Here is a 24,303-nt window from a genome sequence, read left to right on the forward strand (position 1 = left end):
GCGCTGCGCAACATCAATCTAATAGCAACACACGGTATAACAACACACCACAGGAGATACCCCATGAGCGAAAGCGGATGCCCATTTGCTGGCAACGGTCAGAAACATCAGCCTCGTCATGTGACGGGGAACCGAGACTGGTGGCCAAATTATTTGAACCTGAGCGTCCTCCACCAGCACTCATCCAAATCTAATCCCATGGATGAGGATTTCAATTATGCTGAGGAATTCAAAACGCTTGATTTAGCCGCTTTAAGAGCAGACATCTACGAACTGATGACCACCTCGCAGGATTGGTGGCCCGCTGATTATGGTCATTATGGGCCGCTCTTCATTCGCATGGCGTGGCATAGCGCAGGCACCTATCGGATTGGTGATGGTCGTGGCGGTGCAGGCTCTGGCAGTCAGCGGTTTGAACCGCTCAACAGTTGGCCCGACAACGCTAACCTTGACAAAGCCCGGATGTTGCTTTGGCCCATTAAGCAGAAATATGGTAGGAAAATTTCGTGGGCTGACCTCATGATCTTTGCAGGCAATTGTGCGCTGGAATCAATGGGCTTCAAAACACTCGGCTTTGCAGGTGGACGGGTGGATGTCTGGGAGCCAGAGGAAGATATTTACTGGGGGTCTGAGAAAGCCTGGCTTGGCAGTGAGCGTTATAGTGGCGATCGGGTACTGATGAATCCACTTGCTGCCGTTCAGATGGGGTTGATCTACGTGAACCCAGAAGGCCCAGACGGAAACCCTGATCCGATCGGCGAAGGACGCGATATTCGTGAAACCTTTAAGCGGATGGCGATGAACGATGCAGAAACGGTGGCGCTGACGGCAGGTGGACATACCTTTGGTAAGTGTCATGGTGCAGCAGAAGCAACCCACGTCGGACCAGAACCTGGAGGGGCAACCATCGTCGATCAGGGTCTTGGCTGGAAGAGTAGCTTCAACACAGGGGTTGGCGTTGATGCCATCACCAGCGGAATTGAAGGGGCATGGACTCCCACTCCGACGCAGTGGGATAACAGCTACCTCGAAACGCTGTTCAAATATGACTGGGAGCTAACCAAGAGTCCGGCTGGTGCGTGGCAATGGAAACCTAAAGGCGATGCAGGTGCAGGAACAGTGCCCGATGCTCACGATCCATCGAAACGGCACGCCCCCATGATGACCACGGCAGATATGGCGATGAAAATGGACCCGATCTACAACCCGATCGCCCGTCATTACCTTGAACATCCCGATGAGTTCGCCGATGCATTTGCTAAAGCCTGGTTTAAACTTACTCACCGCGATATGGGTCCGCGATCGCGCTATCTGGGTCCAGAGGTTCCTGAAGAAGAGTTCCTATGGCAAGATCCCATTCCCCCAGTTGATCATGAGTTGATTGATGAGCAAGACATCGCTGCGCTCAAAGCCAAGATTCTCAATTCAGGACTATCGGTTTCCCAACTGGTTTCAACCGCTTGGGCATCCGCATCCACCTTCCGCTGCTCCGATATGCGTGGTGGGGCAAACGGGGCACGCATTCGTCTTGCACCCCAGAAAGATTGGGAAGTCAATCAACCAGAGCAACTCGCAACGGTGCTGCAAACCCTGGAGAGAATCCAGCAGGAGTTTAACAACTCCCAGTCTGGCGGAAAGCGGGTTTCAATCGCAGACTTAATTGTTCTGGGTGGTTGTGCCGGAGTTGAACAGGCAGCCAGGAATGCGGGTCATGAGGTGACGGTTCCCTTTACGCCAGGACGCACCGATGCGTTGCAGGAGAAAACGGACATTGAATCCTTTGCTGTCCTCGAACCGACCGCAGACGGATTCCGCAACTACACCCGTGGTAAACACAGCGAATCGCTTGAAGAACTGCTGGTCGATCGGGCGCAACTATTGTCCTTGTCTGCCCCTCAGATGACGGTTTTAGTGGGTGGCTTGCGCGTTTTAGGAGCAAACTATGGAGGCTCGAAACATGGTGTCTTCACCCATCGTCCAGAAGCCTTGACCAATGACTTCTTCGTCAACCTGCTCGACTTAGGCACAACTTGGAAAGCAACGTCTGAAGAGGAATATGAGTTTGAGGGGAGCGATCGCAAAACGGGCGAACTGAAGTGGACTGCAACCCGCGTTGACCTGATCTTCGGCTCAAACTCTCAGCTTCGTGCCCTTGCAGAAGTTTATGGGAGTGCAGACTCTCAGCCGAAGTTTGTGAATGACTTTGTGGCAGCGTGGAACAAGGTGATGAACCTCGATCGCTATGACCTGCCCGCCGTTCAAGCAAAAAGTTCTGTGAGAGGGTTTTAGATTCAACTTCAACTGATTGTCAGATGATCTCATCAGATGATCAATGTTGAGGCGATACAAACGAGCAGAAATCTAACACACACAAGGAAGCCAGATACAGGTGGGAATGTCCAAGGAGCGCATCCCACCTTTCTATTGGGTGCCATAAATGAATCAAAATGTTTGCAATAAAAAACTTTTGGGCAACCTTGATGATCTACATGATAGTCCCAACAGTTCTTTCATGATTTGACAAATGCTTTTATGAAAAAGCTCCTAGTCTACAACGCTAGGAACTTTTTAGGTGTGAGGAGCGAAACTGAATCCGTCTAATCAACCGCTACCCTTGTCTAGTTCTTGACATTTATTCTTTACACTTCAGAGATGAATGCAAAACGGTGTTCAACAAAGGTCAGAGAGAACTAAAGCACCTAAAAATATACAATAACGAGGTTTTTACATGGCATCTGCGAATAAATTCCAGACAACTCTTCCGATTCATCGGATTTCGTTGACTGCGCCATACTCCTTGGATGCGGCATTGGCGTATTCTGGTGACTCACGCTGGTTGGGACTATATTGGGAATCTGAGTTAAACCAACTTTGTCATACTGATGGACAATCCGTCAGTACGGGCAACAGTCGAGCATGGCAAATCTTTTACTCACACCCTGACATTAAACCCTTACTTGAAGTCTGGCAACTCGGAGATGAGGGGCAGCCTGCTCAAAACTACCTCTTGCTTGATCGACAAACTCGGAGGCTATACGTGGGGGAAAGTACTATTGTTGAAGACTGTTTGGCGCAGCCGCAACTATTAGATTTATTAGCGGAGCTTGAAACAGGAGAAATCAAAATGAATGCTCCGGTTGATTCGCCCAGTTGGTTGCAGTGGGGAACCGATCGTGCCACGATTATCTGCGGCGTTTTGCTAGTACTCTTGGGACTGCCAATTGCAGGATGGGGCGTGGCTGAACTTTTGGATCATGAATATTGGCTAGAGATAGAGTTACCTGAATGGCTGGAGGTCGAATGATTCGTCAGGCTCAATTCTCCGCTTCTACCAGTCTAAAACGCTACCCACCTGCCACTGACCTGCCACACCCCTGACACATCGGCAAACTATTGTGAGTTTGTTCATCAATCCTCGATCGCATTGGTTCATCGAGTAGATTCACTGCATTTTCAAGAATGTATTGAATTATAGCGACGGTATTTACTGTTTAGTTGCAATATGGATGAATTCAAAATCGAATCAAAGCAAGAATCAAACCACTCTGAGAATGCATGGTTAGAGGGGCTGAAAACCATTGGTCTGAGCCTGATTCTCGCCTTCGGTGTCCGCACCTTTGTGGCAGAAGCCCGATATATTCCATCGGGTTCAATGGAGCCAACTCTACAAGTCAACGATCGCCTGATTATTGATAAAATTAGCTACGATTTTGAACCGCCCCAACGGGGAGACATTGTGGTGTTTAACCCGACGGATACGCTGGAACAGCGAAACTTTCACGATGCTTTCATCAAACGAGTGATTGGTCTGCCCGGAGAGCAGGTCGAAATCAAGAATGGGTTGGTCTACATCAATCATCAACCCCTCCAGGAAAATTACATCGCTGCGAAACCGGATTACCAGTGGGGGCCTGTGGTGGTTCCACCTAATTCCTATCTGGTGTTAGGAGACAATCGCAACAATAGCTATGATGGGCACTACTGGGGCTTCGTTCCCCGCGATCGCATTGTGGGTAAGGCAGTGGTGCGTTTTTATCCCTTCGATCGGGTAGGATTGATTGACTAATACGTTCATGTTGCCGTCACTGCTTCGTTATTACTTTGACACAAAACTCCTGTAAATTATCGTGGCGATGAATTTTGCTCAAAAGATTCATCCGACTCGGCACAGTGCTTGCTTCCCATCAACCTTTCCCCTCCTTTGCTATGTTTCGATTATAACAACGCTTCGTTTCATCCCAACCAGTTGGGTACGGCACAAGATCCTCAGTATGTGCAGGCTGTTGCGGCACTGGAGCATCCTTTACAGAAAAATTCATCTAGAAAAACAACTGCATCACGTTAACAAGGGAACACAAAAGATTACCTCATTGCCCAATCTTAACTTGTAGATGTGAATCCAAATTTCCCTCATTAGGATACAGTGTGAGGATTGAATTCTATATCCATAGCCACAGTGTCCATGATGGAGTATTTCAACAACGTGATGGTGCCCGGTGTACCGATTGATGAGAAAATCATTCGTGCCATATTAGTCTACGCTTTTCTGCTGATTGCTCTTCGACTAGGAGGCAAACGTGAATTAGGTCAAATGAATGGGTTTGATCTGGTAGTGCTGCTCTTACTATCAAATACGGTGCAAAATGCCATTATTGGGAATGACAATTCTGTTTTAGGTGGCTTTGTCGGTGCAGCAACCTTAATTGCCGTGAACTACATTATTGTCCGACTCGCTTACCGCTATCCGCGCGTTTCAAGGCTCGTGGAAGGTAGACCCACGATTCTGATTAGAAACGGGCAAATCATTCCTGAGAATCTCAATTCAGAAGTAATTACCGAGTCAGAACTTCGAGCAAGTTTGCGCCGTCAGGGGTTTGAAGAACTTTCGGAGGTTAGAATTGCAATTTTGGAAACGAATGGGAGTCTCACGATCGAACGAGAACCTGACATGACTGAAGAGCTAGAACACCGAAGGCTAATGGAGCAACTCGATCGTATTGAGATGGCCTTGAGTCAAATCAATCAATCTTAAAATCAATCTTAGCAGATTGCAAACCAGTTTAGAGAACGCCCTAAAGGTGTCAGTTGCAACCTAGACCGCCCCACAAATCCCTCAAGCTTGGGGGACTTTGACCAATCAATTGGGTTAGAAGTCCCCAAACTTGGGGGAGTAGAGAGATTGTGCAATGCACCGCTGCGCGAACGAGTGCAGTGTTGCCATTAACGCACATTCCCGTTCGATCGACTGAGAATGGAAAATCAGCTATTCATTACGCTGATGCAATAAGCCTACTGGCTCATGATTCGCCTCGCGTTGTTTAACGATTTTACCCATCACTGCTCTGTAATATTCTCCACCTCCTGTATGTGCCATCGCAGGTGAGGCATAGAAACCTGCCAGGGCAACTGAAGAAACAGCAGCAAGGCTGAGCAGGGTTAAACTAAATTTCACAACAGATGCACGTTTCATGATTTTCTCCATTCACTTTATTGGTTGAATTCGTATCTAGATGAAAGCATAGAAACAGTTTTTGGCAGATCGAAGTCAGTCCTGTGTTAAAGCCATGACAATTCACTTAATCATCTAAATACTCTGGTCAGCAAAACAAAGCAGGTGAACACTGCCTACTCTACAGTGCTGCGGTGCTATAGGCTTTAGCATATGTGCTTTAGGATAATGCCACAGTTTTTTCACCCTTTGCACATTGGTTTGACATATTCAATTCTTATCCTGCTGTGCAGATCAAAATTTTGCTAATAACTATCGCTTAGGTCATTAGAGTTAATCAAAAAAATAGAATCCCTTCAGGAGGTTACGATGAAACTCAACTTCATTTTGGGTCTGATAGGAGCCGTAACATTGTCCACACTGGTGTCTCCTGTTTTAGCTTATAGCCAGGTGCATTCAATGAATATCGTTGCAGAGAATGCCAAAGCGAAGTCCTATCATCCTGGGTTTTGGCAACCGATCGCCCATGTAAATCCGAGTCATCCTATTGGAGTCAGGATAATCAATTACCCATGAGGGAATCGGCAGGGGAAGTCTCAAAGCCGTTCTGGTTAGCTATTTCCCCTTTTCTTAGATGATTTAGTTCCGTTGACATCTGAAACTCAGCCCTGGGGCTGAATTTAGCAACTCAGGGATGCTCATTCAAAGATATTACGTATGCTAAATAATAGAATACTTAGTAAATGTTTAGAGAAGAAGGTCAGTGATGCAGTCCAATGATCATTCCGCGTTAAATCGGCAGACAGGTCTGAATGGCAAGTCTGCTTTAGGGAAAGCAAGTATTACCTCAGAACAGTTATCTGTGCCCAGCACCAAATCCACTCCTGAAACAACGGAATTGGAGACTCCAGACTCAGCCACAAAAGAGGAAGCAACATTAGAACCTCCAGAACCGCCGATCGAACCCCGTCGAAAGCATCCGCCCAAATGGGCAATCGGACTAATTGTTGTCGGTGCGATCGTCGCGGGAAGCTGGGGATTGCGCTGGTGGCACTATGCCTCGACCCATGAAGAAACCGATAACGCCCAGGTGGTGGGAAATATTTACCCGATTAGCAGCCGCATCCCTGGAACGGTACAGACGATCGCGGTGGACGATAATCAGCCTGTTCAGGCAGGACAGGTGCTGGTGCAACTTGATCCCCACGATTATCAAGTCAAGGTAGAGCAAGCCCAAGCTGCCTTAGCCGTAGCCCAACGTCAGGCCCAGGCTGCCCAGGCAGGGATCTCGTTAGCAAACGCCAATGCCCAGGCGCAGACCACCACCGCTCAAGGAAGCGTTGGAGAGGCGATCGCCTCTATCTCTAGTGCCCAAGCCGCATTAAAAGAAGCGCAGGCAGGTGTTCCGTTCGCCCAAGCGCAACTGGCCCAATCTGAGGCGAATCTACAAAAAGCCCAAACAGACGACCAGCGGTATGAAACCCTTTATCAGCAGGGAGCAATCTCTGCCCAACAGCGAGATGCCGCCAGAGCCAATTACGAAACGGCAGCCGCAGCGGTTGATGCCAATCGGCAACAGGTACAGCAGTCCCAGGCAAAAGTAGCCCAGGCGCAGCAGGGTATTGCCCAGGCGCAAGCTCAGTTGCAATCCAGCCAGGGTGGGATACAACAAGCCCAGGCAACCGGAGTGCAGGCAGAAGTGAATCGCAGTCAGTATGATGCCGCTGTGGCTCAGATTGCCGAAGCAAAAGCAGCCCTCCAGAATGCTCAACTCCAGCTTTCCTACACTCAGATTACGGCTCCGGCAACGGGGCGAGTGGGCAATAAAACCGTAGAAGTGGGGCAGCAAGTCCAACCGGGACAGCCCTTGATGGCAGTGGTCGGAACAGCCCCCTGGATTGCTGCCAACTTCAAAGAAACCCAGGTGGCGCGAATGCACCCCGGTGAAGCCGTTGAGATTCATATCGATGCCTTTCCCAGCCAGACCTTTGTTGGACGAATCGCGAGCCTGTCCCCTGCCTCCGGAGCGCAATTCTCGCTGCTGCCTCCAGATAACGCAACAGGGAATTTTACAAAAGTCGTGCAGCGGATTCCCGTCAAGATTACCTTTGACCCCAGCAGTATTCAGCCCTACGAAAATGCAATTACTGCGGGAATGTCGGCAACGGTCAGCGTAGCGGTGGAGTAAGCCAACCATGAGTCATTCTAATTCGGCTAGCGTTTCTCTGCCTCGTCCATCCTTGCCTCGATCGGGTTCTCCCCATCAGAAACAGTCTGCCCCACCCAGTTGGCTAAAGTGGGCGATCGCCATCACCGCTGCGCTGGGAGCCATTCTGGAGGTGATTGACACTAGCATCGTTAATGTTGCCCTCACAGATATTCAAGCCAGTGTCGGAGCAACCATTAGTGAAATTGGCTGGGTGGTGACGGGGTATGCGATCGCCAATGTGATTATCATTCCCCTCACCGCTTGGTTGGGGGATTATTTTGGCAAGAAACGCTATTTCGTGTTTTCGCTGATTGGGTTCACGATTGCATCGGTGCTGTGTGGACTTTCGGCAAACCTCCCAACCCTGATCGCGGCTCGCGTCTTGCAGGGGCTATTGGGAGGAGGGTTACTGGCGAAAGCCCAATCCATTTTGTTTGAAACGTTTCCTCCTGCCGAACAGGGCATTGCTCAGGCGATTTTTGGCGTGGGAGTCATTGCTGGGCCAGCCATTGGCCCCACCCTGGGCGGATACTTGACTGATAACCTGGGTTGGCGATGGATTTTCTTTATCAACATTCCCTTTGGCATTGCTGCGGTAGTAATGGCATTGCTGTTTTTACCTGCCGATCAACGCAGGTCTGCGGCTCGGCAACCCCAAGTGGATTGGTGGGGCATTGGGCTACTGGCGATCGCCCTTGGGAGTCTGCAAACCTTTCTGGAAGAAGGGGAACAGGATGATTGGTTCGATTCCCAATTCATCTGGTTTTTGGCGATCGCCACCGTCATTGGATTAACGCTATTTATCTGGCGAGAATTATCAACCCGGAATCCAGCCGTAGACCTGCGAGTCTTGCGTCACCGTTCCCTAGCGGCAGGCAGCCTCTACTCCGGAATTGTCGGTATGGGGCTATACGGAACGCTGTTCGCCGTACCAATCTTTGCTCAAAGCGTGCTGCACTTCACGGCACAGCAAACCGGATTGTTGCTACTCCCAGGGGCACTGGCTTCGGCAATTACGATGGTGGCAGTTGGTAAAATTTCCAGTCGGGTTGATGCGCGTTTGTTAATTGCAACGGGCAGCGTCCTTACTACACTGGTGATGTTTTCCCTGGCAACGATCAATCCCGATACGGGAACCGATTCCCTGTTCTATCCATTACTCTGGCGGGGAGTTGGCACGGTCATGATGTTTTTGCCCCTCAGTCTGGCAACGCTGAGTCCGTTACCCAAAGCCGATATTCCGGCTGGATCGGGCTTTTATAACCTGACCCGGCAACTGGGAGGCAGCGTTGGCATTGCTGTGCTTTCTACCCTTCTGGAACAACGGCATGCCTTTCACCGCGCCATGCTAGCTGAAAGTGTTAGCCCGTACAATCTACAAACTCAACAACGTCTCGACGCAATGACCGCTGCCATTCAAAGTCGCGGTTCTGATGCAGTCACCGCTCAACAACAAGCACTGCAATTACTAGATCAAACCCTTGATTTACAGGCTTCCATTTTGTCGTTCGAGGATGTGTTTCGCTTTGTCGGTATTGTGTTTATTTGTTCATTGCCATTACTATTTCTGTTGGCAAGAGGACGGGGAAACGGGGCTGGGGCAAATGTGCATTAGTATGATGAATCTTTAAAATTCAGTTACTGAATTGTTGTTGCTTTTACAGATCAGGTGCACTTACTGTCGCGAGAAGCGCACCGATCGCAATGGTTAGTGCATAACTTATCAAAAAACTAGCCCCGATTAAAGCGATCGCCCCTGCAACAGTTTTGACTTGCATTGTTTCTATCGGCAGTAACTACACGCAGGTCAGCTTAGTAAATTATCTTCCTGGAGAACTCCTTTGGCTCTAAATCGCGGTTAAATGCCGATCATCGTCCTCACTGCTTTGAAGCGTCAATCTCAATGTTTTCATAGAGGGCAATGATTTCGATTTGAGCCTCAAATGCAGTCAAGGACAAATAACATTTGGATCATCATATTCCGATAGCAGCCATTGATTAACAGCCGTTTTGACGTAATGTTCTACGTGAATTTGGTACTGATCAATGAGGAGATATTCGCGGAAGCTTTCAATGGTGCGGTAAGCAGAAAACTTTTCGCCGTGGTCGTAATCTTGGGTTGATTTGGATAATACTTCAGCAATAAAGCAGGGAAGGGATTAGTCACGGTGTCGGTACGCCCGGTTTGAAGCTGTAGGGTTTTTTCGACAACCATCAGATCGGGATAGGTGTAAAGATTGCGATCGGGAATCCACAGGCGTTGATCGGCTCCGAAAATCCGGTAGGGTTTGCCGCGCAAAGCAGATTTGAGCAGGGTTGCCAGATTAATTGCCAGTTCGTTGTGGTCAGGTGTGCCTCCCGTTATGAGTCGAATTTCTCCGTTTACATATTCATGGCGTTCCTCCGAGGCCGTTTCAAATTCCAGATATTCTTCACGGGTATAGGTGCGTTGCTCAAGTGCCTGTGTCATGGTGAATTCAAGCTCCCTTATGCTCAACGGTATCTGGCATTTGCTGAATGATTTCTATCGTGCGGACGCTGACGGTGCAGACTCACTGTAGAAGGTCAATGACATGTTCCTTGTAGTCCACAAACTTGTAGGTATTGAAGAGTTTGGCGGTCGGGTCTTTGGGTGTTTTTTCTTTGTATTGGTCGAGTATCCATTCCAGGGCGGAGCAGTTGCTGAGTTTGTAGTCCCAGGCAACAGCAGGGATACCTTCACTAGCTGCTCAAATGCATTACGAATGCTGGTTTCCTTTTTGGAACCGCCATAACGAACGATTTTTTTCGACCTCCGCTTGGTAATGCGCTACTAGCAATCTGGACATTCTACAACTCCTGGCACCGTGAAACCTGGGTAAAGTGAGGGCTAAAGCTCAGTATTCCCACTTAATCTCAATTCTGACTCATCGACAAGGTTCCAGATCTGAAACTGGGAAAGACGGTTCTAGGATCTGCATGAAGGTGGGCAAGATGTGAAATGCACAGGCTTCGCTAACGCATTTCAACAATTATCTTCCGGTTACGCCCTCAATGAGGACTTGCGGCATAGCGACCCGCTCACAGGACGCAGTTAACCTTTTCAGCTCACCAAAAGCCTGATTTGTTCTGGTGCAGTGGGATTGTTAGACAGAATCATCTCTATCTCAACTTAAAGGTGTCGAACTTCGGTAGGTGGCGATCGCCAGTTTCATGACGACTCTTTCGGTGACATGTGTAGGCCAATCATGTTTCCTTCTGTATCAACGATCATAGCCATGAACCCATATTGACCAATTGACATTTTTGGCTGTTGGATGTGTCCACCCGCTGCCACGACACGCTCCAGTTCTGTAGCCACCTCATCACAGTGGAAATAGGGTATCGTACCACTCCCACCAGACTTAACTCCTTCCATCTGAACCAATGCGCCAGAAGCGCCAACCTGATCCATTGCCATTGGAAATGCCCACATATCCATTCCAGAGCTTTCGAGCTTCTCCAACTTCATCTGAAACACAGACTCGTAAAACCTTTTTGCCCGATCCATGTTCTGTACATAAATTTCACACCAAACAATGGGATTGGATTTCATCACATGAACCTCTCAATTTTGCAATGACAATGTTTTTTTGGAAAAAGCTTCAAATCGTTACGTTTTGGGTTTCGGTAATAATGACATCGCTGAAATCGTAATCACGAAGCAGTGTGTATCTGTTCTGCTTTCGGTCTCTATTTCCATTTCTCTTACCTCAAAATGCTGTTAAATAAGTCGCAAGGCGATCAAAACACTCTGACCAACCTGTGTTGTGAGAATCCCGCGATTCAATCGATTCAAAGATGGCTTGCTGGAACGTCATCAACGTTTTGTTGCCCTGTTCCTCAAACGTTACAGTCACCAGCGTTTCATGTTTAGGCTGGCTGTTCTCATCTTCCCAGGCAAAGGTAAAGACTATGCGCTCTGGCTCAATGATTTCGCGATAGATGCCCTGCATCCAATAGTCGGTGCCTTCAGGGGAGCGAATACAGGCTCGATACATCCCGCCAACTTGCACATTCATCTGGCAGCCGATGGTCGTAAAGTCCTTTGGGCCTAACCAGCGAGAAAAGTGTTCGGGTTGAGTCCAAACTTTGAACACCAGGCTTCGAGGCGCATCCAACAGGCGAGTGATCGTAAGTTGCCGATCCTGAATTGTCGTGGCATTATTCATACTCATGTTCAACTATCTTAGCGTGATGCGTTTGCGTATTGCTCTGTTGAGGGTTCGCCAGATTGGATGGCACTGGGTTCCATATACACGATTTCCCAAATGTGTCCATCTAAATCCTGGAACCCGTGAGCATACATAAACCCGTGATCTTGTGGTTCGTTGTAGGTGTTGCCACCAGCCGCGATCGCGTTGCTCACCATCTCATCAACAGCGGTTCGACTTTCACTCGACAAACTTACTAAGACTTCAGTGCTTTTCGTTGCATCGCAAATAGCGTTGGGTGTAAACGATTTGAATTTGTCGTGAGTTAATAGCATGACAAAGATATTGTCACTCACAATCATGCAAGTTGCCGTTTCATCGGTAAATTGAGAGTTAAAACTAAATCCGAGTTTCGTAAAGAACTCCACAGATTGGTTGAGGTCTTTCACAGGTAGGTTCACAAAAATTTGCTTAGACATGGTTTCTCCAATGGTGTATTTCTGGTCTGAACAGTGAGTAATTTAATCATGACCTTCAGGCTTTGATAGGTCATGGATAACAGCTTTTTCTTGAGGTCAATCAAGGGCAAACGAACCAGTCTGAAGTTTTCCTGCACGACGGTAGACACTGACGATAGTACCTTTGCTTGTATTGCTGGAACTGACGAGTTTCAGCATGGATGGAACAGTGCCAGAACCAAAAAGTCGTTTGCCAGTTCCGAGTATTACAGGAAAGATAAGTAACCGATATTCGTCAATCAGGTCATGCTGAATCAGTGTCTGAGCAAGTCCACAACTGCCGTGAGCCTGAATTTCGCCTGAGTAACGTTGCTTCAGTTCGCCGACTTCCCCAACAACATCCTGAATGAGTGAGGAGCCATACCAATCAAAGGTTGTCTGTGTGCGCGAAGCGACATACTTTGGTAATGAACTCAATTGGTTGGCAACGAGTTCGTCTGTGTCGGTGATGCGGGGCCAGTGAGCAGCGAAAATGTCGTAGGTGGTACGTCCCAGCAGGAATGCTTCTGCTTTCGAGAAAATGTCATCCATTGTCTTTCCCATTTCCTCATCAGCATGGGGAACCAGCCAACCTCCGTGAGGAAAGTCGCCAGTTGTATCTTCACTTGGGCCACCGGGAGCCTGCATCACTCCATCCAGGGTCAAAAACATTGTTAAAGTCAGTTCAGCCATTGTTTATTCCTTTTAGATAGTCATTCAGGCGATCGCGTGTTACCCGCATTCCAGTTTCTAATGGCTAACTGATTCCGTCCGCTGCACGCTCAATTGTGGCGATGTCAATCTTTACCATTTTCATCATTGCTTCCTGCGCTCGTCGTGCGCGTTCCGTGTCGCGATCGTTGAGTAATTCGATCATCCGCTTGGGTACAATCTGCCAAGAGAGTCCCCACCGATCTTTGACCCATCCGCAGGCAACTTCTGATCCACCCTCTGCGAGAGCAGACCATAGGCGATCGACTTCAGGCTGGTCATCACAATGGATTTGAAACGACACAGCCTCAGTGAACGGAAACTGCGGGCCACCGTTTAGCCCCACGTATTGCATACCAGCCAACGTGAATTCGACCGTCAAGACCATGCCAGCGGGTCCACTCGGCGTGTCAATAGGAGACTTCAAAATACGATCGATGCGCGAATCTGGCAGTAACGAAACATAGAATTTAGCCGCTTCTTCAGCGTCGCCGTTGAACCACAAACAAGGGACAATTTTTTGAGTTGTTAGCATTGGATTCTCCGGTTAAATCTCTGTCTTTAAGTCGCTGATTTCAAAAGCTACACATCAACAACCATCTCGAAGCCACCATAGATCATCCGCTTGCCATCGAACGGCATTTCAGCATTGGGATTCTTTTCAGGCTGCATACTGCGTGGGTCTGCCATGACTTTCTTCATGCCCTCATCTCTGACTTCGCGTGAGGGCCACACAATCCAAGCAAAGCAAACTGTTTCGTCTGCCTGACGCTGAACAGCTAAAGGAAATGATGTAACTTTACCTTCAGGAACGTCATCACCCCAACATTCGACTACCTTGAGTGCCCCGTGTTCCTTAAATATAATCGCTGCGTCCTCTGCATATTGCTTGTAAACTTCTTTGTTAGCTGAAGGAACCGCTAAAACAAAACCATCAACGTAAGGCATTAGATTTCTCCTTGCAATAGAGTTGCAATGTTTGTCTATGCAATTGCACGAATCACATTATTTTTGCGATTCTAGGTTTATTCAGTTGACTGTAATTCTTGTAAATATTCATCCAGGCGATCGAAACTGTGTTCCCAAAATTGGCGATAGTGTTCCAGCCAGTCTGCTAAATCCTTCAGCGGTTCCGGATTGAGGTGGCAGGGTCGCCATTGGGCATCTCGGCTGCGGGTAATCAGTTGAGCACGTTCCAATACTTTGAGATGTTTGGAGATGGCAGGTAGGCTCATCTCAAAGGGTTCGGCGAGCTCTGTGACGGTCGCTTCTCCCTGAGCAAGTTGCGCTAAAATTGCTCGACGGGTGGGGTCAGCGAGGGCAGCAAGGGTGACACTCAGGGAATCCGTAGACACTTGAAATTTAACCGCGCAGTTAATTAACTAATAGGTTAAATGTACTACTTTGATCTGTCAAGGGCAATCTCTACTGTTCTGGTAAACTTTTGTAAGGTTTTGTCGATCGTCTAAGCTCTCATCTACGCTATTGATGCATTGAGATTGTAATCATCATTCCAACTGCAAAATGCAGCGGCTGTCGTTAAAAAATTGCATGATCAACTGAGAGAAATGTTAGACCAATAGGGTACTGGAGCTACTTTAACGACAGGACTGTGAATAATGCTGCCGCTGCCAATGCTGCGATTGTCCGAACATGGTTCCAGAATGTCCAATCGGTCAGATATTTCGCCCAGAGTGTTGCTTCTTCTGGACTATCGGGCTTCACGCCCGCCAACGCATCATTCAGCGGCACATTGAATGCGATCGTCACTGTGATTGTGCCAACGAGGTAAAGCAGACTACCTGCCAGCAAATAGAAGGCACTCGGTTGCTGCCACTTGAACAGAACGGCGATCGCTAGAAAGAGGCGAGTGAGAGCCGTTCCAAACAACGTGATCATGAATAACGGATTAATCGCCGTAATGTTGATCGATTGCATCGCAGCGATTCCTTGGGTTGAAAACGGTGAAAGCCAACGAAATGAGGCGTTATGGATACAATAATTTCATTCTTGGCAAACGATCGGATTCCCTCCATCACCGCATGATTGGGTTGACCGTAAATATCTAATCGTCTGACTGTACTGTGTTTCATCACATCATGGATGTACGGATCAGATATCTGCCAGTGAAACAGCATAGATTCCGAATCAGGATAGAACTGAACGCTGTAGGCTTGCAGATTCTCCTCGTCAACGTAAACCTCAACCAACAATTGAGGCCCGTTGGTTTCTACAAATTCAATCGATCGCTTCACGCTCTCCTGAAAATCTTCTAGTTCTCCTTGACGAATTTGCATTGTGTTGATCAGCAGAATGGATTCAGACATGATATCTCCTTTCCTAATTGAAGTCGTCATGACGGGATGATGATCAAGGCGATTGCCAGCACATATCCGGCCAGAGTCGGCAACATGGTCAGGGACATGCCCAAGGCACGCCCTTGGGCACCTCGGTGATCGCGGTGATAGCCAATCAAAAACAGGAGCCGCCCCACCGCAAACAGCATCACCGCCGTCACAATCAGCGACAGCCACGGCCCGCTGAGTAGGGTCGCCAGAGCCAGGTAAGCACCAACTGCAAGTACCGCCTGCTCCAGCGTATTTTGCAGAAACGCCACCTGCACCGCAATCTTATCGCTGGGTGGCCCGGCTGCCGCGCCGCCCACATCCGCCAGTGATTTCCGTCGTCCCATTGACACCATCATCACCCCCACCAGCACCCAAAGCAGCACAAACAGGCTCGCCTGAATGGCGAAGGCTAACCGGTTCACTAGCGAGGTCGGAAACTCAAACCAGACCGGCAATGTGAAATAGCCAATTCCTAAGCTAAGGGCACTGACAATAAGCGACAGAGCACCAGCCTTTCGAATGGCGAGTTCTTCTTTTTGCAGATTGACTTGCACTTCGGGTTGTCTGGTCATGGATCGTCTCCTAAGTAACTTTTCTCGAGATTGTGATTCAACCTTAATAAGGGAATGCGATGAACTGTGAGGAGTGTAGTTTGGTTGATGGGATTGATTCGATTGTTGTCCAATCAAAACACTGATTAGAACGATCGCGATTCCGAACAGTTGAATGAGTGTGAATGTTTGTTGGAGTAAGACGAATCCAAGCGAGGTTGCAACGACCGGGCTGAGCAATCCTAGATAGGAAACGGCCGAGGCTTTGAGTTTATCAAGCCCCCGGAACCAAAGGGCATAAGCCATTCCAGTGCCGACCACACCTAGATAAACGAAACCTAATAGGTTTGTGGTTGAGAGATGAGTAATAGATCCTTCGATCGTCAGGGCAATAGGCAGCAGAACCAAACCACCAACAGTTAATTGCCATGCGGTAAAGACCAGTAGAGAAACAGGGCGTTTCCACCGCTTAACGAGGACGACTCCCAGACCCATTGTGGCGGCACCAGCAAGCGCGGCAAGAATACCTACCCCATCCAGTCGTGCAGCAGGACTCACAACTAACAACCCGACTCCTGCAAAGCCCGCGATCGCCGCCGTAATTGACCGCTTAGACGGTTTCTCATGCAAGATCACCCAGGAGAACCAGACGACTAGTAACGGCTGGATTGCGCCTGCGGTTGCTGCAACACCGCCAGGAAGGCGATAAGCTGCCACGAACAGTAGGGCTTGAAAGATGCCGATATTGAGGCTACCTAAGAGCAAAATCCGCCACCACCAGATCCCTTTTGGCAGTTGCTTTAACCAGGCGATGAGCAGAATCCCGATGGGTAGCGATCGCAAGCTAGCCACCAACAACGGATGGTTCGGCGGCAGAAGCTCCGTTGCCACAATATAGGTCGTTCCCCAACTCATTGGTGCTAGAGCCGTCAGCAGAATATCAGACAGGTGAACTTTAGCTGCCTTCATATATATCACCGTAGAGCTGCACCATCAAATTTGAAATTAACCACGCACGGTGGCTTTTGCTGTGGAAAAACCGTTGAGACATAATCACTTTTTCTCAATAGAAAAATATTTTGCCTTCTTATTCTTTTGAAAGAAGCTTCTTGGTTTAAAACGTTTCAAGTTGCCTCAGTATTGCGACTCCAATGAGTGTACTGAAGCTAGCAGCAGCCCATAATCCAGAAGCGGTTTCCTGATTTTGAGCCAGTGCCCACCCTCCAATCAAAGGGCCAACCAAATAGCCAACTGTCCAACATTGAGCATTCAGAGCTAGATAAATTCCAAGAGAAGGTCTGGGTGCAAGTTCCGTCACCAGGGCTACTGCGAAGGGGTTGTAAGTAATATTTGCAATTGCCAACAGTGCGATCGCCAGCACAGCAAATACCATTTGTCCTCCGTTTGAAATTCCTGCAAACCAGACCAGCAAAAAGCCAATTCCCCACAACACCATTGACAGCATCAAGACATAAACTCGGTGATAGTTTTGCAAGAGGCGAACCATTGGCAACTGACAAAGCGCAGCCAATAACACATATCCTGAAAATAAAACCCCAACATTCCCTGGAGTCATACCTGTTGCTGTAGAGTGATGAACGAAGTTAGTAAAGTAGAGCGGCATCGTGCTTTCCATCAAATTGATGTAAGTGGTGAACAGGATGTTGGCGATCGCAAACACTAAAAAAAGAGGATTTAACAACGCCACCTTCCACGCTTTGAGACCCGTTCGAGCATCATCAGGAGAGGGTTGAGCTTGGCGACTGTCCTTGAGCATAATGGTCAGCACTATCAAAAAGATGAAAAACGTCAACCCATCGACGATAAACAGCAGTTGGTAAGAGTTGGCAATAGAAATCAGCATTCCACCTAACACGATGCCTAACCCTGAACCCAAAGAATCCGCCAAGCCAGAAACAGCAAAGGCTTCTTCTCGCTGGCTATCCTGCGATCGGTCTGTAATGGCAGCACCCGATGCTGGCCAATAAAGGCTGTCTCCCAGCCCCATCAACAGGTTCGCCAGAATCAGGAATGGGAAACTGTGGGCAAACCAAAAGACTCCATCTGCCAGGATAGAGATGATGCAGGAGAGGATGAGAGTACGGCGACAACCCCAGACGCGAGAATCGGTCATGGAACCTGCCAGGAAATAGCCAACGGCACTGGCGATCGCACCACTACTCAAGCCGATGCCGACTGCTGTTGCGGATAGCCCAACCTGATTCACGAAATAGATGGGCACATAGAACAGCACAACTCCAGAGCCAATCTGAGAGAGAAACCGTCCCGCTACCAGTACCCAGACTTGGGGGCTAAGTTGGGGCAACGAGGGGATTAACATATTAATCAAGTCTCCTTTTAGGCCCAGGTGTCTGCCATTGCAGGCATAGAGATTTCCTTGACACAAGAAGCATGGGAGAGAGACAAAATGCATCGGGCGATCGCCACCACGTCGTGAACCGGGATCTGAATACCGTTGAACTGAGCCAATGCTTGATCAATCCCTGCCGCATAGGGAACTTCTGTCGCAATCATGCCAGGATTCATGCAGGTGACCGCAATGCCATCTGCCCGCAGATTTTCACGGAGAGCGTGGGCAATTCCCCGCACACCAAACTTAGAGGCCACATAGGCAACCTCTGGAGAACCTGTGTTCTCAACTCCAGAAATCGAACCAATCAGGATGATTTTGGCATGGTTCGCCTGCCTGAGATTGGGTAGAACCGCTTGAATACAGTGGATTGCCGACAGAAGGTTGACCTGTAAGATTCGCTCATGGTCAACTGGGTTAATCTCTTCAAAGTCGTAATCATCACTAAACGCCGTTGATTCCCAAATGCCGACGTTGTAGACCAACGCATCCAACTTTTGTCCGTCCAGTGCTGCAACGATCTGTTGGCTGGTAGTATTAGAGGACAGATCGGCTTCAATCCAGATGCGGTTCACAGCATCTTGCTGCATGAGGCTCTGCGGTTTACCTCGCGATACTAACCATGCTGTATCTCCGGCTTGAGGTAGCCCTCGGCTGAGAGCATCTCCTAATCCTCGGCTTGCTCCCAAAATCAAAATATTCTTCATTTGTTACCGCTCAAACTGTAAGTAGGTGTTTGAAATCTTCACGCCAGCTCTCAAATTCCGTAATGAAGTTGTAGCCGCAGACCGTCTCCAGTGTTCGCCCGGAAATCACCTCTAGTATTCGGGCCGCTTGATCGCGGGTCTCTTGTTGCGGCCCAAACGGATTGAGTCGCATTTGAGATCCGGGTGGAAAGGCGTAGTCACAGATAAACAACACCTTGCGGTAGATGTACAACGTGAAGCCCGGTGAGTGTCCACCAATATGGAACGCTTCAATGCCACGTTCGGTAAAGTCACTGTCAAAGGGGCGATCGACCGGAAAGGGTTTAGCGATCGGAATCTTGGCATCCAGCGCGTGCAGATGGACTTTTGCGCCCCAAAGTTCACGATATTGGTTGGATGCACCCATGAAATCCTTGTGGGTAAAGTAGATTGCCTCGATTGGCTCCAAGTCTCGATTAAATGCGGATGGACAATCAATCCAAACCGCACCCTCCTTGGTTTCTATGCGATAAGCTGCGTGTTCAAACCCCAGACGAGGCACAGACAGCAATTGTGTGACATACTCATTGACGCGGTATGGAGTGACGCGATAGGTTCGCTCTGCCTCATCCCAAGCGACAAAATGATCATGGGTTGCGCCACAAAAGGGGCAGACATCTGGCATCTCATCTATCATGTTGTAGCCGCAAGTAGTGCAAACCCATTGCTGATAATCTGTTGAAATGGAGCCATTACCTGCCGGATTAGAAGTTGCAGAACTTCCATTTATGAATGGTTGAATGCTCATGTTAAAGTTCCTCTCTGAGATTGTTCTTCAAGGTTTGTTGCATTTGCTTCTCTGAAATTTGCTGCCATGATTTCAGTGTTTTATCAGTGCAGCAATAGCATCAGTTGGCTCCATCGCAGCCAACTCACCAGGTGGGCTAATCGCTCAAACCGGTTCAAATGGGTTGAAATTCCCGCTCAATCCGGGATTCAGTCCGTTTCAACGGACTTTCGTTCTTAGCCCCGAATTGATTCGAGGGCAGATTCCAGAAAAGGTGCAAGATGTGAGTATTTGTACATTGCCAGACGTGTTACTACACATTAAATGATTCATGATATGAGACAATTCCACTGGGTATTCGTGTGCCAAATGAAATTACCTGGAAGTATTCAGGTGGAATGTTTGGTAGAACCAGACTCGGCTCTGCCTTGAAACCAAAACGGCTATAGTACTCAGGGTTGCCTACCAACACACACCCAGATGCACCTCGATCGCGCAGGCTAGCCAATGCCTGTTCTACAAGCTGTGACCCAATGCCCCTGCCTTGATATTCAGGAATGACAGCGATCGGGCCAAGACCGTACCAATTCTGACTGCCATCGGAAATGGAAACCGGAGATATGGCTACATGTCCAATAACTTGACAATTTACTTCGGCAACAAGAGAAATGGTTAGGTTTCCTGAATTCCGCAACGCATCAACAATTACATGCTCAGTGTGGCTAGTATGGGGCGCATTGAGGAATGCTTCTGATATTAAAAATCTAATGGTTTCAACATCAGAAGCAACTTCTTGGCGAATTTTCATATTCATGGCTAATCAGGGAGCTTACCGATCGCACACCGGAGCACTCGACTGTGTACCTCGGCAGAAGCCGCCACTAGCAGCAAACGTTGTACTGTCTATTGGTAATGCCAGGGTAACGAGAGCCGTCAGGACAACGAGCTGAATTGAATGACTAAAATTGAAAACCTTCATCATGACCTCCAATTTGGACATAAGAAACTGGGTGTACAAAAACTGTGGCGGGGGCATTGCGCTGAGCCGTTTCAACCTTTTGCTTTGCGGCTCGATACAGTGACTTTATAAAGAAAAATCTTTATAAACTAATAATAGAAAACAGTTTCTCCAAAGTCTTGCAAATTCCTGTACTTTTGAGCAGATTCTTATTGACTTTTGAGAAATGCTTTAGGACTGCTGCCAACTGAGCGTTTGAAGTGATAGTTGAGATGGCTCTGATGCGTAAAGCCTAAAGAGTGAGCAATTTCTGCAATACTGAGTTTGCCCTGTCGCAGCAACTGTTTAGCCCGATCGATGCGGCACTGAATCACATACTGATGCGGCGATAATCCAGTCGATTGTTTGAACAATCGGGAGAAATAACTCGGACTCATGTGCGCGATCTTGGCTAACATTTCTAGTGATAGATTTTGATCGAGATGATCATGAATATAGTCCACTACTTGTCGTAGTGTATGTCGAGATAAACCGTTGGTGATTGATGACAGAGCATAGTTGCGAACAGAATAATGTCTTAACAGATGCGCCATTAATGCGATTTTCATAGCATCGACATACAAACGCCCTCCCATACTACCTGATTTCAATTCTGCAATTAGCGTTAGCCCAATGTGGTAAATCAAAGGGTCGGACGGGTTGATGATGGGCAGCAGTTCTACAGGGTTGGACTCCGTTGTATCGGTGAGTTGCCGTGTCAATAACTCTGGTTCAAATGCCAGCATCATGAACTGATGCTCTGACTCCCAATATGCTGAGGTGCGAGCATTGGCAGTCAACACTCTCACGGTTCCAGGACTCGCCAGATTGAGATATTTTTTCCCCTCAAAAGTTTCAACGATGGGCGACTGTAAAGTGCGATTGTGAATCACCAGCCGATGCTGAGGACAGAAATGCTCCACCATTTCGAAGGGAGGCTGGCGGTAATAGTGCAGGTAAAGTCCACCCCAATCCGTCGAATCGTTGGACAGCAGTGCCTTGTTTGGATAGAGCTTTGAAAGCTCTTCCCCAGTTAGATGAATCTTCAGCGCTTCGCTTGTCGCCATGACTCACAGCCCCCTGTCCAGCTAAGATGTTTTTATATGTAGTCGAAATGACTTTATATTAACAGACTTCCTGCGATCGCGGGGTGTTGCGGAAAGAGCGTCGGTAAACTGCTGCAATTTTTCCGGGTTTCGCATGGTGTAGATGGATTGAATGCAACCGTCTACAATCTCAAAGGTCATCACACTTTGAACGCAACCTTCTGCCATGATGACGATACCCGGTTGTCCATTAACCTCCACGACCTGAGCAACGGGTGTGATCAACCACTTGCGGCGGATAGCTAAAAAGAATCGAGCGACTTTCATCGCACCCTGCAAAGGTTTCAGAGCTGCTGTTACCTGCCCCCCTCCATCCGACCAGAAGGTGACATCCTTTGCCAAAAGCAACAGCAGATCTTGTAAATTGCCCTGGGTATAGGCTTCCAGGAATTGGTCTGCAACCTGCTCCTGTTGCTGGCGGGAAACTGGAAAGCGGGGACGTTGAGAGGTAATGTGTTGTCGCGATCGCCGCAAGATTTGACGACAATTGGCTGGACTTTTCCCAACCATCTGAGCAATTTCGTCATAGTCATACTCAAACACATCCCGCAGCAAAAATACAGCTCGTTCGATCGGTGACAATCGCTCCAGCACGACTAAAAATGCCATCGCAAGCGAGTCAGCTAACTCCACCTGAGCAGTTGGATCACCAGTTTGTTGAGTCAAGATGGGTTCTGGTAACACGGCCCAATGTACTGTTCTCGTCGCACACGGGCAGACCGGAGATGATCAATGCAAAGGCGAGTCATAATCGTGGACAAATAGGATCTGGCAGATTGCGATGACGCTGTGAATTGCATCGGCATCAAACACATCGGCAATCGCCGCTTCCGCCCCTTGTTCAGCTAAAGTCCTGGCTTTTTCTGAAGAGCGAGTCAACCCTACCACATCATGTCCTTGAGCCAGCAATTGGGCAATCAGCGGACGACCGATCGCTCCGGTTGCACCTGCAACAAAGATTTTCATTCCTCAACTCCTGAAGATGACGCATTCACAAATAAGACGAGAGAGCATCTTTTGTTGTGACAAGTCGAGCATCAATCTAGAGGTTTTTGTCTAGCCTTGTGCTGCCTGCGCTACCGCAAAGCTATCTTCAAACAGTTGATAACGAATCATTAAACCATCTTGAACGGTAAACACGAAGGCGAACTCACTTTCGATTACTTGGGTAAAAGATAGAGGAAAGTAGTCAGCTTATCTGATTGCCGCGGCGATGTTCTTCATTCGATTGGGTGATTCAATTGGGTGAAGCAGAGTAAGGAAACGATCGCTACCCTGAAAAGGCTACAGCAAGTGGAGAAAGCGCGATACTTTATTTGCTACGGAACATCTTTTGGTGCAGAACTTGTGAATGCGCCCATTCAGTATTTCGATGGTCATAACATTCGCCATACCAGCATCTCATTCGGGATCTACACCTCCAACAGCCACAACTGACGACTCTTCATGCCAAACAAGGAGCCTTCATGCAGAGAACTGTAATTAACCCTAAAACGGTGTTCAATTCATTACAATATGGCTTCAGTCAAGCGGTAATTGTTCCAAGTGGGCGACGAGTTGTTTTATCAGGACAAGTCGGAGTCGATGCAGAGGAAAATACTGTAGGCACCGATATTTCTACTCAGATCACGGTAGCTCTAAACAACATAGAAGCAATTCTCGCTGAGATTGATGCTGACCTTTCGTATGTTGTGGTTTTGCGTATCTACATTGTGGATTCGGCAAAGAATGATCAGCAAAAGATTACAGAGGCTTTATTAGAACGCTTCCCTGTCAATCCTCCGGCTACTTCCTGGGTGCTTGTTTGCGGTTTATCGGAACCGGAATGGTTAGTCGAGCTTGAAGCTGAAGCAGTGTTGCCTGATAAAAACTAGTTCACCCTATTGAAGCACATCAGTTAGTGGCACATCGCAAAAATTACTCACTGTTGTTGGACATGAGAACTGCAAAGCACCATCCATCAATGGTTTTTCGCAAGACGTGAGAATACTTGCGATCGCTTTTGTAATCCTTGGGAGACTCTGCGGACGCAGCAACAACTAGTTCTTGTAGTCTAACCTCGACAGCCAAATTACCCTGCCGTTCGATGCGAATCGGAGTTTGCTTGATTGATTCAAACTTGACGTTGCTGAACAGCTTCAACTCAGTTTCATAGAAGTCTGATTTGCCAGCGACAACATCATTTCCTTGCAGCATCAGTAAGATGTCGTCAGTACAAAGAGCACGATAGGAATTTGCGTCGCCATTCTCAATGGCGAAAATCTGTTTTGCGCGAAGGGAGTTAATCGACTCCTTATCTTTTAACGAAAACTCCCCAATTCATTCAGATTATTTATTCATCTAAATTCTCTCTTTTGATAATTAACTGAGTATTCTGACAATACCATCCCTGCCTTTTTTAGAAAAATCATTGAGGTGC

Annotated in this window: 27 protein-coding genes and 4 pseudogenes; 8 read left to right on the forward strand and 23 right to left on the reverse strand. The window is 48.1% G+C overall.

Annotated elements, in window-relative coordinates; translation table 11 throughout:
* Positions 1–63: 63 nt before the first annotated feature.
* The 4 genes from katG (at position 64) to OXH18_RS22230 (ending at position 5,032) form a co-directional block, all read left to right on the forward strand.
* On the forward strand, positions 64–2,289 hold the full coding sequence (gene katG, locus OXH18_RS22215; protein WP_268609667.1) for a catalase/peroxidase HPI: 2,226 nt from the start codon (positions 64–66) through the stop codon (positions 2,287–2,289).
* Between the two features lie 439 nt (positions 2,290–2,728).
* Entirely contained in the window at positions 2,729–3,304 is a 576-nt protein-coding gene (locus OXH18_RS22220) for a hypothetical protein (protein ID WP_268609668.1), read from the forward strand.
* Between the two features lie 198 nt (positions 3,305–3,502).
* Positions 3,503–4,066 carry a signal peptidase I gene (lepB, locus tag OXH18_RS22225; protein ID WP_268609669.1) on the forward strand — a complete coding sequence of 188 codons (564 nt, stop codon included), beginning with the start codon at positions 3,503–3,505 and terminating at the stop codon, positions 4,064–4,066.
* A 366-nt stretch (positions 4,067–4,432) separates the two neighbouring features.
* Complete coding sequence (locus OXH18_RS22230; RefSeq protein ID WP_268609670.1) at positions 4,433–5,032, forward strand: DUF421 domain-containing protein; 600 nt, start codon at positions 4,433–4,435, stop codon at positions 5,030–5,032.
* 231 nt (positions 5,033–5,263) lie between these two features.
* On the opposite strand, the gene OXH18_RS22235 is transcribed toward OXH18_RS22230, so the two are convergent.
* Positions 5,264–5,470, reverse strand: a complete 207-nt coding sequence (locus OXH18_RS22235) for a hypothetical protein (protein WP_268609671.1) — start codon at positions 5,468–5,470, stop codon at positions 5,264–5,266.
* 348 nt (positions 5,471–5,818) lie between these two features.
* Here OXH18_RS22235 and OXH18_RS22240 point away from each other — a divergent pair, with 348 nt between their 5' ends.
* From OXH18_RS22240 to OXH18_RS22250, 3 genes are all read left to right on the forward strand, one after another.
* Positions 5,819–6,025 carry a hypothetical protein gene (locus OXH18_RS22240; RefSeq protein WP_268609672.1) on the forward strand — a complete coding sequence of 69 codons (207 nt, stop codon included), beginning with the start codon at positions 5,819–5,821 and terminating at the stop codon, positions 6,023–6,025.
* A 190-nt stretch (positions 6,026–6,215) separates the two neighbouring features.
* The gene (locus OXH18_RS22245; protein WP_268609673.1) at positions 6,216–7,637 is read left to right on the forward strand and encodes an HlyD family secretion protein; all 1,422 of its coding nucleotides are present in this window, start codon (positions 6,216–6,218) and stop codon (positions 7,635–7,637) included.
* Between the two features lie 7 nt (positions 7,638–7,644).
* Entirely contained in the window at positions 7,645–9,273 is a 1,629-nt protein-coding gene (locus tag OXH18_RS22250; RefSeq protein WP_268609675.1) for a DHA2 family efflux MFS transporter permease subunit, read from the forward strand.
* 263 nt (positions 9,274–9,536) lie between these two features.
* Here OXH18_RS22250 and OXH18_RS22255 read toward each other — a convergent pair.
* The 21 genes and pseudogenes from OXH18_RS22255 to OXH18_RS22350 all read right to left on the reverse strand — a co-directional run bounded on the left by OXH18_RS22255 (position 9,537) and on the right by OXH18_RS22350 (position 22,850).
* Positions 9,537–10,128 (reverse strand): annotated as a pseudogene (locus OXH18_RS22255) (Uma2 family endonuclease).
* An 82-nt stretch (positions 10,129–10,210) separates the two neighbouring features.
* A pseudogene (locus tag OXH18_RS25385) lies at positions 10,211–10,378 on the reverse strand (type ISP restriction/modification enzyme); the annotation flags it as partial.
* A gap of 470 nt (positions 10,379–10,848) precedes the next feature.
* Entirely contained in the window at positions 10,849–11,232 is a 384-nt protein-coding gene (locus tag OXH18_RS22265; RefSeq protein ID WP_268609677.1) for a VOC family protein, read from the reverse strand.
* Positions 11,233–11,389: 157 nt separating this feature from the next.
* Positions 11,390–11,848 carry an SRPBCC family protein gene (locus tag OXH18_RS22270; RefSeq protein ID WP_268609678.1) on the reverse strand — a complete coding sequence of 153 codons (459 nt, stop codon included), beginning with the start codon at positions 11,846–11,848 and terminating at the stop codon, positions 11,390–11,392.
* 17 nt (positions 11,849–11,865) lie between these two features.
* The gene (locus OXH18_RS22275; RefSeq protein ID WP_268609679.1) at positions 11,866–12,309 is read right to left on the reverse strand and encodes a VOC family protein; all 444 of its coding nucleotides are present in this window, start codon (positions 12,307–12,309) and stop codon (positions 11,866–11,868) included.
* A gap of 96 nt (positions 12,310–12,405) precedes the next feature.
* Positions 12,406–13,020, reverse strand: a complete 615-nt coding sequence (locus tag OXH18_RS22280; protein ID WP_268609680.1) for a dihydrofolate reductase family protein — start codon at positions 13,018–13,020, stop codon at positions 12,406–12,408.
* Between the two features lie 64 nt (positions 13,021–13,084).
* Positions 13,085–13,573 carry a VOC family protein gene (locus tag OXH18_RS22285; protein ID WP_268609681.1) on the reverse strand — a complete coding sequence of 163 codons (489 nt, stop codon included), beginning with the start codon at positions 13,571–13,573 and terminating at the stop codon, positions 13,085–13,087.
* Between the two features lie 47 nt (positions 13,574–13,620).
* Positions 13,621–13,986: a DUF1428 domain-containing protein gene (locus tag OXH18_RS22290; RefSeq protein ID WP_268609682.1), complete on the reverse strand. Its 366-nt coding sequence runs from the start codon at positions 13,984–13,986 to the stop codon at positions 13,621–13,623.
* A gap of 77 nt (positions 13,987–14,063) precedes the next feature.
* Entirely contained in the window at positions 14,064–14,393 is a 330-nt protein-coding gene (locus OXH18_RS22295) for an ArsR/SmtB family transcription factor (protein ID WP_268609683.1), read from the reverse strand.
* A 238-nt stretch (positions 14,394–14,631) separates the two neighbouring features.
* Positions 14,632–14,991: pseudogene (locus OXH18_RS22300) on the reverse strand (anthrone oxygenase family protein); the annotation flags it as partial.
* Positions 14,934–15,365, reverse strand: coding sequence for a hypothetical protein (locus OXH18_RS22305; RefSeq protein WP_268609685.1), 432 nt, complete (start codon positions 15,363–15,365; stop codon positions 14,934–14,936). The pseudogene OXH18_RS22300 and the gene OXH18_RS22305, both read right to left, overlap by 58 nt.
* 26 nt (positions 15,366–15,391) lie before the next feature.
* A complete protein-coding gene (locus OXH18_RS25575; protein ID WP_390904404.1) occupies positions 15,392–15,958 on the reverse strand; it encodes an MAPEG family protein in 567 nt (188 codons plus the stop codon).
* Positions 15,959–16,036: 78 nt separating this feature from the next.
* Positions 16,037–16,906 (reverse strand): annotated as a pseudogene (locus tag OXH18_RS25390) (EamA family transporter); the annotation flags it as partial.
* A gap of 145 nt (positions 16,907–17,051) precedes the next feature.
* Complete coding sequence (locus OXH18_RS22315) at positions 17,052–18,278, reverse strand: MFS transporter (protein WP_268609687.1); 1,227 nt, start codon at positions 18,276–18,278, stop codon at positions 17,052–17,054.
* Between the two features lie 17 nt (positions 18,279–18,295).
* Positions 18,296–19,015: an SDR family NAD(P)-dependent oxidoreductase gene (locus OXH18_RS22320; protein ID WP_268609688.1), complete on the reverse strand. Its 720-nt coding sequence runs from the start codon at positions 19,013–19,015 to the stop codon at positions 18,296–18,298.
* Between the two features lie 10 nt (positions 19,016–19,025).
* A complete protein-coding gene (locus OXH18_RS22325) occupies positions 19,026–19,691 on the reverse strand; it encodes an MBL fold metallo-hydrolase (RefSeq protein ID WP_315874779.1) in 666 nt (221 codons plus the stop codon).
* 403 nt (positions 19,692–20,094) lie between these two features.
* Positions 20,095–20,595, reverse strand: a complete 501-nt coding sequence (locus OXH18_RS22330) for a GNAT family N-acetyltransferase (RefSeq protein ID WP_268609690.1) — start codon at positions 20,593–20,595, stop codon at positions 20,095–20,097.
* Positions 20,596–20,610: 15 nt separating this feature from the next.
* Positions 20,611–20,781 (reverse strand): hypothetical protein, encoded by a 171-nt coding sequence (locus OXH18_RS22335; RefSeq protein WP_268609691.1) that lies wholly within the window; start codon positions 20,779–20,781, stop codon positions 20,611–20,613.
* Between the two features lie 167 nt (positions 20,782–20,948).
* On the reverse strand, positions 20,949–21,845 hold the full coding sequence (locus OXH18_RS22340) for a helix-turn-helix transcriptional regulator (protein WP_268609692.1): 897 nt from the start codon (positions 21,843–21,845) through the stop codon (positions 20,949–20,951).
* Positions 21,846–21,866: 21 nt separating this feature from the next.
* Positions 21,867–22,550, reverse strand: a complete 684-nt coding sequence (locus tag OXH18_RS22345; protein WP_268609693.1) for a sigma factor-like helix-turn-helix DNA-binding protein — start codon at positions 22,548–22,550, stop codon at positions 21,867–21,869.
* A gap of 63 nt (positions 22,551–22,613) precedes the next feature.
* Positions 22,614–22,850 (reverse strand): SDR family oxidoreductase, encoded by a 237-nt coding sequence (locus tag OXH18_RS22350; RefSeq protein WP_268609694.1) that lies wholly within the window; start codon positions 22,848–22,850, stop codon positions 22,614–22,616.
* Between the two features lie 500 nt (positions 22,851–23,350).
* On the opposite strand from OXH18_RS22350, the gene OXH18_RS22355 reads away from it, so the two are divergent.
* The gene (locus OXH18_RS22355; protein WP_268609695.1) at positions 23,351–23,758 is read left to right on the forward strand and encodes a RidA family protein; all 408 of its coding nucleotides are present in this window, start codon (positions 23,351–23,353) and stop codon (positions 23,756–23,758) included.
* A 43-nt stretch (positions 23,759–23,801) separates the two neighbouring features.
* Here the strand turns inward: OXH18_RS22355 and OXH18_RS22360 are convergent, their stop codons facing one another.
* A complete protein-coding gene (locus tag OXH18_RS22360; RefSeq protein ID WP_390904405.1) occupies positions 23,802–24,203 on the reverse strand; it encodes a YybH family protein in 402 nt (133 codons plus the stop codon).
* Positions 24,204–24,303: the final 100 nt, after the last annotated feature.

The sequence above is a fragment of the Thermocoleostomius sinensis A174 genome (assembly GCF_026802175.1).
In the GTDB taxonomy this organism is placed as follows: domain Bacteria; phylum Cyanobacteriota; class Cyanobacteriia; order Elainellales; family Elainellaceae; genus Thermocoleostomius; species Thermocoleostomius sinensis.